At 63.5% G+C, this 10,426-nt stretch carries 10 protein-coding genes and 1 pseudogene; 7 read left to right on the top strand and 4 right to left on the bottom strand.

The window, feature by feature from the left end:
• Nucleotides 1–2,147, top strand: a 2,147-nt coding sequence (gene dnaB / locus J3476_RS25085) for a replicative DNA helicase (RefSeq protein WP_286183700.1), incomplete at its 5' end; no start/stop codon positions are given.
• Nucleotides 2,148–2,315: 168 nt separating this feature from the next.
• Here the strand turns inward: dnaB and J3476_RS25080 are convergent.
• Entirely contained in the window at nucleotides 2,316–2,684 is a 369-nt protein-coding gene (locus J3476_RS25080) for a hypothetical protein (RefSeq protein ID WP_207069020.1), read from the bottom strand.
• A gap of 134 nt (nucleotides 2,685–2,818) precedes the next feature.
• On the opposite strand from J3476_RS25080, the gene J3476_RS25075 reads away from it, so the two are divergent.
• Nucleotides 2,819–3,259, top strand: a complete 441-nt coding sequence (locus J3476_RS25075) for a pyridoxamine 5'-phosphate oxidase family protein (protein WP_152519383.1) — start codon at nucleotides 2,819–2,821, stop codon at nucleotides 3,257–3,259.
• 832 nt (nucleotides 3,260–4,091) lie between these two features.
• On the opposite strand, the gene J3476_RS25070 is transcribed toward J3476_RS25075, so the two are convergent.
• The 3 genes from J3476_RS25070 to J3476_RS25060 form a co-directional block, all read right to left on the bottom strand.
• Nucleotides 4,092–4,688 (bottom strand): TetR/AcrR family transcriptional regulator, encoded by a 597-nt coding sequence (locus J3476_RS25070; protein ID WP_207069019.1) that lies wholly within the window; start codon nucleotides 4,686–4,688, stop codon nucleotides 4,092–4,094.
• A 419-nt stretch (nucleotides 4,689–5,107) separates the two neighbouring features.
• The gene (locus tag J3476_RS25065) at nucleotides 5,108–5,539 is read right to left on the bottom strand and encodes a nuclear transport factor 2 family protein (protein WP_207069021.1); all 432 of its coding nucleotides are present in this window, start codon (nucleotides 5,537–5,539) and stop codon (nucleotides 5,108–5,110) included.
• 5 nt (nucleotides 5,540–5,544) lie between these two features.
• Nucleotides 5,545–6,159 (bottom strand): TetR family transcriptional regulator, encoded by a 615-nt coding sequence (locus tag J3476_RS25060; protein ID WP_207069018.1) that lies wholly within the window; start codon nucleotides 6,157–6,159, stop codon nucleotides 5,545–5,547.
• 85 nt (nucleotides 6,160–6,244) lie between these two features.
• On the opposite strand from J3476_RS25060, the gene J3476_RS25055 reads away from it, so the two are divergent.
• The 5 genes and pseudogenes from J3476_RS25055 to J3476_RS25040 form a co-directional block, all read left to right on the top strand.
• Nucleotides 6,245–7,348: a phosphotransferase gene (locus J3476_RS25055; RefSeq protein ID WP_207069017.1), complete on the top strand. Its 1,104-nt coding sequence runs from the start codon at nucleotides 6,245–6,247 to the stop codon at nucleotides 7,346–7,348.
• Between the two features lie 390 nt (nucleotides 7,349–7,738).
• Nucleotides 7,739–8,191 carry a TetR family transcriptional regulator C-terminal domain-containing protein gene (locus J3476_RS25050; protein ID WP_207069016.1) on the top strand — a complete coding sequence of 151 codons (453 nt, stop codon included), beginning with the start codon at nucleotides 7,739–7,741 and terminating at the stop codon, nucleotides 8,189–8,191.
• Between the two features lie 82 nt (nucleotides 8,192–8,273).
• Nucleotides 8,274–9,189 (top strand): annotated as a pseudogene (locus tag J3476_RS28080) (FAD-dependent oxidoreductase); the annotation flags it as partial.
• 72 nt (nucleotides 9,190–9,261) lie between these two features.
• Nucleotides 9,262–9,687, top strand: a complete 426-nt coding sequence (locus J3476_RS28225; protein WP_373889114.1) for a hypothetical protein — start codon at nucleotides 9,262–9,264, stop codon at nucleotides 9,685–9,687.
• A gap of 230 nt (nucleotides 9,688–9,917) precedes the next feature.
• Nucleotides 9,918–10,426 (top strand): SDR family oxidoreductase (locus J3476_RS25040; protein ID WP_207069015.1); only part of this gene is annotated, 509 nt, incomplete at its 3' end.

The following is a 10,426-nucleotide window of genomic DNA, read 5'->3' as shown; positions in this document are numbered from 1 at the left end:
CCGACGGTGCCGACGTCGACGACATCGTCGACCGTGCGCAGGCCGAGATCTACGACGTGACCGAGCGGCGCACCGCCGAGGACTTCGTGGCGCTCGAAGAGCTGCTGCAGCCGACGATGGACGAGATCGACGCCATCGCCTCCCAAGGCGGCATCTCCAAGGGTGTGCCGACCGGCTTCGTCGAACTCGACGAGCTCACCAACGGGCTGCACCCCGGCCAGATGGTCGTCGTCGCGGCCAGGCCCGGTATGGGGAAGGCCCTGGCGTTGGACACGCCGCTCCCAACGCCGACCGGCTGGACCACCATGGGTGAGGTCTGCGTCGGAGACGAACTGATCGGCGCCGACGGACGGCCCACCCGGGTGGTAGCGGCCACCGACGTCATGGTCGGGCGGCCGTGCTACGAAGTCGAGTTCTCCGACGGCACCGTCATCGTCGCTGACGAGCAGCACCAGTGGCTGACCGACAACCGTGCCTCGCGCAGGAACCCGAACGTGCCCGCGGAGGTGCGGACGACCCGCGAGATCGCCGACACGTTGCGGTGTGCGACCGCCGATCGCCGGCTGAACCATTCGGTGACCAACGCCGCGTCCCTCGCAGGTGCCGAACAGGATCTGTTGGTGCCGCCCTACACACTGGGCGCCTGGCTGGGTGACGGGACCACCGCGTGCGCCCAGCTCACGACCGCCGATCCTGAGATCGCCATGCGCATCGAGGGGGAGGGCATAGTCGTTCAGAAATCCACGTCTACGCTCTATCGCTACAGTCTGATGCTGCCTGAGGATGAACGACCGTCAGCGCGAGCCTGCGTCGTGTGTGGAAAGGAGTTCGTGCCGCAGACGAGCCAGGTTCGGACCTGCGGTCGTTCGTGCGGGGGACGCGCGCGTTTCGTGTCGGAGGCGGTGCCTCCTCCCAGGTGCTCGCGATGCGGAAAACCGTCCTCCGGATTGCGGCAGTGCCAACGTTGCCGTAACGCGGTGGGCACCGTCCAGGCGCGACTGCGAACCCTCGGGGTGCTGGGGGACAAGCACATCCCCTTGCAGTACCTGCGAGCGTCTGAGGGTCAGCGTCGCGCGCTGCTCGCCGGATTGCTTGATACCGACGGCACCGTGACAAACGGTGGCACCGTCCAGTTCACGGTGACGAACAGGCGGCTGTCCGCCGATGTCGTCGAACTGATCGTGTCACTCGGCTACCGGTGCCAGGTCGCCACCAAGGCGGTTAACGGCCGAAGCGAGCTTTCCTCGACGGCGTATCTGGTGAACTTCTCCGCATCCGACCAGGTCTTCGGATTGCATCGAAAAGAGCTGCTACACAAAGAGCGTCGCGCGGCCAGCACAGCACGGTCGCACTCCCGGTTCATCACCGAAGTCCGGCCGGTCCCGAGTGTTCCGGTGCGGTGTGTCGAGGTGGACAACGCCGACCACATGTACCTGGCCAGCCGAGCGATGGTGCCGACCCACAACTCGACCCTCGGCCTGGACTTCATGCGGTCCTGCTCGATCAAGAACCATCTGCCGAGTATCGTGTTCTCGCTGGAGATGAGTAAGTCCGAGATTGTGATGCGGCTGCTCTCGGCGGAGGCGAAGATCAAGCTCGCCGACATGCGGTCAGGCCGGATGAGCGACGACGACTGGACGCGGTTGGCGCGGCGGATGAGTGAGATCAGTGAGGCGCCTCTGTATATCGACGATTCGCCCAACCTGACGATGATGGAGATCAGGGCCAAGGCCCGGCGGTTGAAGCAGAAGGCGGATCTGCGCCTCATCGTCATCGACTACCTGCAGCTGATGACCTCTGGCAAGAAGGTCGAGTCCCGCCAGCAGGAAGTGTCCGAATTCTCCAGGCAGATCAAGCTGTTGGCCAAAGAGTTGGAAGTTCCGGTGGTGGCGATGAGCCAGCTGAACCGTGGCCCGGAGCAGCGCACCGACAAGAAGCCGATGCTGTCCGATCTACGAGAGAGCGGCAGCATTGAGCAGGACGCCGACCTGGTGATCCTGCTACACCGGCCGGACGCATTCGAAAGCGATGACCCGCGCGGCGGTGAGGCGGATCTGATCGTGGCCAAGCACCGTGCCGGCCCGACGAGGACAGTCACGGTGGCGCACCAGCTGCACCTGTCGCGGTTCGCGAACATGGCGAAGTAGACCTTCAGGGCGGCTGTAGGTTCTCAACTTTTGACTGCACTTTCTCACGTTTCGCTGCACCAGGACTGCACTTGTGCAGCGCACCACTAGGGCCGCCCGCAGTGCGGTCGGCGAAGTCCGGAACTCCTCATGGCCCCGTCCGCGTAATCCGTCCGCAGCGGGACTCAACTACGAGTGGCCCAAACTCGGCCGGTAGTCAGCCACCTCGGACTCAGCAGCAAGCAGCGCACCCAATTCGCCCTCCTGCTGGGCAACAAACACACCGATCACCTGGCGGCAGACCTCCGGCACGCTCTCCCCGCGCATATCAGCGATACGTTTCAACCCGATCAGCAGTGACGTAGACACGTGAAACTGCACCGTGAATTGACCGCACGATCCATCCTCGGGCGGCAACCCCGGACCTACCACCACAGGATCATCCGCCCCGAATTGTTCCACCTCAGCACCGCGCGCCCTCTCGACGACCCCATCACTAGCGCCGCCCGCAGTGCGGGCGGCGAGGTCCCGGAACTCCTCATGGCTGAACAAACCCATTCCGCCAACGTTAGACCTCGAAGAACTCCAAAGCCGCCAAGTGAGCGGCTTGCCGGGGCCGACCGACAGCGAGGGGCTGCCGTAGAGCTTTCGCTGCAATGCGGGCGAGAGCGGCCCACGAGTAACCTCGCCACATGCCGCGCAAACTGACTGACGACGAAATCACGGCGCTCCTCGACAGCCGTCCGGGCTGGGCGATCCTGACCACCATCGATAAGGACGGGTTCCCACACACCGTGCCGCTGGGCTACTTTCGGATGGACGGTGACGTCGTCATGGGTGTGCGAGATGGCACGCGCAAAGTGGCCAACGTAGAGCGCAATCCGAACGTGAGCGTCATGCTCGAAGACGGCTCAACCATGGCGGATATCCGCGGGGTGATGTTCCAAGGTCACGCGCGCATCGTTCGGGAGCCCGCTGAAACGCTGGAGCTCGCACGCCACGGCGCCCGGTCACGCGGCGTGCCGGAGTCCGAGTGGCCCACAGCGCCGAGACCGGGTGCCACCTACATCTACGTGACCCCCGCGCGAACCCTGTCTTGGGACTACGGCGACTCGGCGTCAGACGACGAATAGCCTCGGCGGACCTCCACGTCCGCGCCGACGCCCGCATCCTGCAATCGCCGTTCTTCACCGAAAAGGGCTATCTGGTCGGCACACGCGACCGCTCGGATCTGTCCTATGAGCGCCCGCTGGCGATGGACGTCCCTGCGCCCGCGCGCTGGTAGGAGGCAAGCGGCGCGGCCGCACCGCCCACACATTCCGGCTCCGCCCTAGGCAGGAATCGAAGACCGTCCAGAAACATGACACGCAGATGAGACTGCGCACCGGCGACACGGGGTGAGACTGGGGGATGCCGAGCACAGCAGCGAGCCCCTCGATGCGTACGTCTTGAGCCCTCTACTCACAGATTCATACTTCGACGGAACGCTGTTCGGGCCCGTTTTACTGAGCGGCCGATGACCAATCGAAAATGTTCAACCGTAACTCGATTCGCGTAAAGCCTATAGGTTGCACATTGGTCACGAACGTGGGACAAATCTCGGTGGTCACGTCGTGAGAAACGAAGCATGGTCGCATTTCAGAGTTAGGCAATTGGTCACCAAGCGTGAGAAGTCACACCACTGTTGTGGCTTCTCAAGTGAAATTTCCAGACGATGTCCAATTGGGCATGGAAGGGAGAATTTCGATTGAAAGGCGACCGATCTCAATCGCGGCGCGGATGCATAAAGCACACAGACCGTTGTTTGTTGCGCTGAGTTTCGGCGCGAGCTCTCTGTGAACTCTCGGTGATCGATGGTTGTCGATCAGTGCCCCAAGGGGTTGTTCGTGGCCTCGTCTTCGACCAGGGGTCATGTGTGCTCGATCTGGCCGCGGGGCGGGGAGCTGTCGCGGCTGACGTAACTGATCATGCGTGTGCCCGAATGCCCGATAGGAGAAGTCCGATTGCTTCATCGGTGACAACCTGCAGGTGGGGTGACGACCATCGTTCTGTGACCCACCGGAAGATTACGCCGGTGTACGTGTCGCCGAGCGCACGTGCAGCGGTGGCGATGTCGACGCTTGCATCGATTTCGCCGCGCAACTGGCCGGCCTCCAGTACGGGCGTCAGGTCTGCCAGGAACTGCGACTCGTAACGAATGGGGCCGCCGGCGGCGACCCAGCCAAGCAGCATTTGCCTGCTGAGTTCCGGACGCGATCCCACCAGGCGAGTGATGTGCTGGAAGTAGGCGTAGATCCGCTCCACGGTTCGATCTTCAGCGTGCGCAGCGAAGGCCTCCACGGCGCGGTCGGCCATCAGCCGCGCCCACATCATCGGGATGTCTCCCTTGTTGGGGAAGTGGTTGAATGCGGTCCGGCGGGCGGTTCCGGCGCGTTCGGCGATGTCGGCCATGGTGGTGTCTTCGTAGCCGCGTTCGACGAACAGTTCTGTCGCCGCCCTGTAGAGCAACTCCCTCGTCATGGGTGTCCGCGCCGCTGCTGCTTCACGCTCGCTCACCGTCATCTCACCAATCTTCCACCCACGCCTTGACGCAATGTGCACTCGTGCCGGGCCGGCTGGATTGCTCGCCTTAAGGGTGCTCGCGTCGGCAGCCGCAAACATGGACGACAGGACGACCTAGTTCTGAGCGGTAGGGCTGACTGTCGACCATGTCCCGAGGGCCCTCTGCTCGTTGTCGAAGACGGTGATGGGCACGACGGGTCCCAGGAGCTGCTGCCGATGCGGTGGGCTGCAGGACCCGAACGAATCAGCGAAGGCCTCTTCGTTGGTGAGTGACGATGCGGCACAGCGCTATTGGATGGACAACCGAAAAGGTGTGGTGACGCGACCACCGAAGTCGCATAGAGCGTTTCCGTGCGAAATGAACTTGCGCGCGGGTGGGGTGATCCGCCCGACTGATCGCGCCGCCCGCATGATCGTCCTCAATCCGCCGATCCTGGCGGGTTGACGAACCAGACGTTCTCCTCCCGCAGGTTGCGGCTGCGCCAGCCATCCTCGGTACGCACCATTTCATGGTGGTAGTAGCCGCCACAGGAACTGAGTTCAGTGGAACCGGGAAACTGCATGGGGTTGTAGAACTGGGCGCGCACCGTTGCGGTGTCCCCGTCGAACTGCGCCTCGACATTGGTCACGTAGTGCATGGTCATCGGCATCAGCGGGATGGAATGCTCGAGCCAGTCCACGATCTCCTCCCGGCTGCCCCGGATACCGAACGGCACCGAGGTGTAGTCCAGCGTGGCGTCCTCGGTGAACAACGAGCGGTACAGGTCCCAGTCGTGTGTATCGACCGCCCGGGCATAGCGGTTGAGAACTTGTCGGATCTCTTCGAGCTGACGGACATCGTGGTCGTGCATCGGCTTCATCCAATCGTCGGTACTGCTACGGGTGTGATGACGAACGCCACCAGTAGTGCGGTGAGTTCTTCGATCGCTCGCGCCCGTTTGCGCGGTGATCCCAACTCGTCGCGGCGTTCGTAGTCGGCCATCAGGCTGAACATGGCGGTGGCCATCAGCCGGATCCGACGGGTCTGTGCCTGGCGTCCACCAGGGACATGTGGGGTGAGTCTTCGGATCAGGGTCATCACAACGGGCCACTGGTTACTGCTCGGCTGGAGTTCGGCGATCACCGAGTGGACGCGGATGCTTTCGACGAATCGCGCGTAATGTGTGGCGCCCTGCGCGTACGGGATGGTCAGCGCGGGGCCGACGATCGCCGCCACGATGTCGGCCGGGCCGGCGTCGGCGTCTAGGCCGGCCAACAGTTCGGCGCGGCGGGGTTCGAGGCTGTCCATGCGCCGCTGGAGTGTGGCTGCGACCAGGCCGTCGAGTCCGCCGAAGTGGTAGATGACCGCTGAGTTGTTGCGCTGCCCGGCCGCCGCGGCGAGTTCACGCAGCGTGACGGTCATACCCCGCTCGGCGATCAGCATCTCGGCGGCATCCATCAGCAGCTCGCGTGCGGGTGCATCGGAGACCATGACGCAATTAAAGCATACGTCTCATTGACAGGTTAAGACATTCGCTTTAGCGTGGCGAAGCGATACAACTCAGGAGGCAACCACGATGACGGACAATTCAGTCCCGTTGGAGCCGGGTGACTTCGACGTGGCGTTGATCCAGCGCCTGATCAGGACCAAGCATCCCGATGCGGAAGTCGAATCGATGAAGATCGTGGACGCCGCATTGTCCAGCGATGGCGAGCAAAAGGTTTCCACCGCCCGCCGCATTGCCGTCGAGGTCGGCTACGGCCCGTCCGCACCAGATCACTGGCCACAGCGACTGATCGTCAAGGTTGCCCGTCCAGGGTTGGGTGACATCCCTCTCTATGCCAACGAAGTGAACGTCTACGCCCACCTGGGCGACGAACTACCGGTGAACACCCCGATGTGTCTAGGCGCCTACCATGACGCGCCGTCCAGTTCATTCGGTCTGGTCCTGGAGGATCTGCGACCGCGCGACGCGGTCTTTCCCTCAGTGCTGAGCAAGACATCTGTCAGCGACGTGCGGATGCTGCTCGACCAGTTCGCTCGACTCCACGCCGCCTATTGGGAGTCACCGCGTTTCGACGAGGACCTCGCGTGGGTACACCCGCACACCAGCGGTCCCATTCACGACCTGTTCAATCATCAGGCCGGGGTGCCCATGCTGATCAACTGGGAAGTGCAAAGCCAGCAATTCAAACGTGAGCTCGTTGAATCACTCGAAGAGTCCACGGATTCGCTACTGGCGAAGGTCGCTGTTGCACAGCAGCATCAGGCGAGCCTCCCCACCACCTTCTTGCACGGTGATGCCCATATCGGCAACACCTACTCCCTACCCGACGGATCCCGCGGGCTGCTGGATTGGCAGTTAGCCGCCCGTGGTTTCTGCATGCACGATGTCAGTTACATCATCATCACGGGCCTGTCGGTACACGACCGACGCAGACACGAGCGTGAACTAATCGAGCACTATCACCACCAACTCGAACTGGCCGGCGTCAAGGACACACCCAGCGTCGCTGACCTGGAACGCGAGTACCGTCATGCCGCCGCCTGGTGCCTCTACATCGGATGGCTGACCACACCGTTGGAGAACTACGGCTGGGAGATCAACGTCGCCAACCACATCCGACTCGCGACCGCATACCGTGACCTGGATTCGAGAACTGTCCTGGCAGCGTTGTAGGTGCACCTGCTATTGCAGCCGTACACCGGCGCGAGTGCGGTTCGGCATGATGTCTTGTCAGGCTAGGTAATCGCAAGGTGCGGGCCGTGACAACTCGACATGCGCCCTCGATGGCGCCACGCGAAGCGTGAATCGGGAACATCATTGGTCCAGACTCGCCGTCAGCCTCAGCGCCGAACACACCGAGCTATCGCTTGCACGTGTTAACCGCGCGTGCTGTTGTCCGGCAAGCGGTGACGCGCGACGACACAAAATGTATCGACCGATACAAACGCTGTACTATCCAGTACAGCAACTGTTGGCAAGCTGCCCGAGGAGGCGACCATCAAAGCGACACCGACTACGGACCGCGGTCGCGCGACCGTCGGGCNNTCCGACCTCGTCGCCGAGGTGGTCGCCGTTCAGGTCGAACGTGTCGTCGCCGGCCTCACCCCGACGTTGGAGGCGATGTCGACAACGGCCGACGTCTACGCCTGGTGCGACGAGGCCGTCACCTTTCACGCCGCGTCCACGACGTCCATTCGCTGCCCCATCGGGTCGCTTATTCACCAACTCCGGGATGACGACGTGGCGGCGCGCCGGGCATTGGTCGCCGGTTTCGCACGATGGGAACAGCTGCTGGAGGCTGGACTTCAACGTGTGGATGAGTCCGGAGGCCTGAAAAAGGGCACGGATGCCGGCACGTTGGCCTCCGCTTTGCTCGCGGCCTACCAGGGCGGCGTGCTGCTGTCCAATGTGACCGGCGACGTGGCGCCGTTGCGGCGCGCCCTTCGGGGAGTCGTCGACGCGGCACTCGCCGGACCTCCCCGTCCGGGCGAAGCGAGAAGGGCGAGGAGCGCTTGAACAAGCGCGGTCATCGCATGTGTTCCAGACCTTTCACATGAACCGAAATCTGCAGTGAAATAACGATTGTCGAGGAGAAGCCATGAGCGGTGCCGACCGATTCGACGCGGTGGTGGTCGGCGGCGGCCCGGGCGGTGTGACTGCGGCTGTTCGCCTTGCAGCCCACGGGCTCGCCGTCGCCCTCATCGAAGACCGACTGGTCGGCGGGGAATGCCACTACTGGGCATGCAATCCAACCAAGACGCTGATCCGACCCATCGAGGTCCTCCAGCTCGCCAGAGCGGTTCCCGGAGTGCGGTAGGTCGTGACGAGCCAGAATGTGGACGTCGAAGCCGTGTTGAACAAGAGAGACATCATCGTCGATCACCTCACCGATCGCGACATTGTCGCCAACCTGAGGCAGAACGGCATCGAGGTCGTTCACGGTCGAGGTCGCCTCCACGGGGAGCGCACGGTGGCGGTCGTCGAACCCGATGGCTCGCAGCATCGCCTGTACGCCGCCCACGCCGTCATACTCGCCACGGGAACAAGCCCTTTTGTCCCTGACCTCGACGGGTTGAGGTCTGCGGCGCCGTGGACCAATCGAGATCTTGCGACCATGACCGGCGTTCCTGCCAGGAGCATCGTTCTCGGCGGCGGAGTCGTCGGTGTGGAGAGCGCGACGATCCTGTCCGGGCTCGGAAGCGACGTCACCCTGCTGGTGCGTGGGCCCGCACTGCTGCGGGGTTCCGAACCCTTCGTCGGTGCGCGTGTCGCGCGCGCTGCAGGATCGCGGCGTCGAGATTCATTTCGACTCCACGGTGACATCGGTTGCGCGAAATGATTCCGGTGGTGTCAGCGTCACCACGACTGATACCGACCTCAGAGCCGACGAAATCGTCGTCGCCACCGGCCGTTCGGTCAACACCGGGGACTTGGGGCTGGAGACCGTCGGCATGCCCGTGGGAGACTTCGTCGCGGTCGATGACCACCTCACGGCGACCGGGGTCGACGGCAAGTGGCTCTACGCGATCGGTGATACGACCGGTCGGGCACTGCTGTCGCATGTTTCCCAGTACCACGCCGGCATCGTGGCAGATGTCGTGGCAAGCCGCGCGCGGGGCGCCGGAGCCGACGGTCCGGAATCGACCGCACGAGATACCGTCCGCCTGGCCCAGATCATCTTCACAGATCCGCAGGTAGTGGAGGTCGGCTATACCGAAGCAGCCGCGCGCGCAGCGGGATTCACCGTGACGACGCGCAACGCGCTCTACCCCGGAGAGCTCGCAGAGTTGTCTATTCTCCGCGACGGCTTCGACGCCGAGGGGAAGCTGGTGATCGACGCGGACCGCGACACGCTTCTGGGAGCCACGTTCGTCGGACCGGATGTCGCGGAACTCGTACAGGCGGCGACCGTTGCCGTGGTCGGCGAGGTCCCGCTATCGGTGCTGCGCCACGTGGTCGCGCCTCATCCGTCACTCAGCCAGGTCTGGAACCCGTTGCTCGCGGCGAGTTGACATTCTGCCCTCGAACTCGGCTGCCGGCAGTATCGAAAGCGTGAACCACACCTGCACGGGTCGCGCAGCGATGGACGAGACGGTCACGTTCGTCGTCGACGAGGGGTAGGTCGGTCCGGACACGATCAGCCTTTGCCGTGGCAAGCCGCTTGCTTCGTGGGGATGAGTGCGGCAGCGGCGACGCGTTCGGGGGAGTCGAAGCAGTGTCGTAGCGACAAGGGAGGCTCACCATGAAGATCGTTGTCATAGGCGGAACCGGGCTCATCGGCTCGAAGTTGGTGGAGACGCTGACCGAACGCGGTCATGACGTCACGCCCGCAGCCCCGTCGACGGGCGTCAACGCCTACACCGGGGAAGGCCTGGCTCAGGTGTTGTCCGGGGCGGACGTCGTCGTCGACGTCTCGAACTCGCCGACACTCGATGACGCTGCGCGGGAGTTCTTCCAGACCGCGACGACCAATCTGCTCGCCGCGGAGGAGAGCGCCGGTGTGGCCCATCACGTTGCGCTGTCCGTCGTCGGTACCGACCAGTTGGCTGCGCAGAGCGGCTACTTCGACGCGAAGCTGCTCCAGGAGAACCTGATTGCCGAAGGGCCGATCCCATACACGATCGTGCACGCGACGCAGTTCTTCGAGTTTCTCAACACCCTTGCCGACTCGGCCACCGTGGATGACACAGTGCGGATGCCACCGGCCTACTTCCAACCGATGGCTGCCGCGGACGTCGCCGAAGGCGTCGC

It is taken from the genome of Mycobacterium sp. PO1 (genome assembly GCF_017312405.1).
Classification (GTDB): Bacteria; Actinomycetota; Actinomycetes; order Mycobacteriales; family Mycobacteriaceae; genus Mycobacterium.
Note: the sequence above shows the minus strand (reverse complement) of the source record. Positions and strands in the feature narration are given on the sequence as shown.

Excerpts from the sequence above, each read along its gene's own strand:
- J3476_RS25060 (WP_207069018.1), bottom strand. The coding sequence starts at position 6,159 with ATGGTCTCCGATGCACCCGCACGCGAGCTGCTGATGGATGCCGCCGAG.
- J3476_RS25075 (WP_152519383.1), top strand. The coding sequence starts at position 2,819 with ATGCCGCGCAAACTGACTGACGACGAAATCACGGCGCTCCTCGACAGC.
- J3476_RS25055 (WP_207069017.1), top strand. The coding sequence starts at position 6,245 with ATGACGGACAATTCAGTCCCGTTGGAGCCGGGTGACTTCGACGTGGCG.
- J3476_RS25080 (WP_207069020.1), bottom strand. The coding sequence starts at position 2,684 with ATGGGTTTGTTCAGCCATGAGGAGTTCCGGGACCTCGCCGCCCGCACT.
- J3476_RS25065 (WP_207069021.1), bottom strand. The coding sequence starts at position 5,539 with ATGCACGACCACGATGTCCGTCAGCTCGAAGAGATCCGACAAGTTCTC.
- J3476_RS25070 (WP_207069019.1), bottom strand. The coding sequence starts at position 4,688 with ATGACGGTGAGCGAGCGTGAAGCAGCAGCGGCGCGGACACCCATGACG.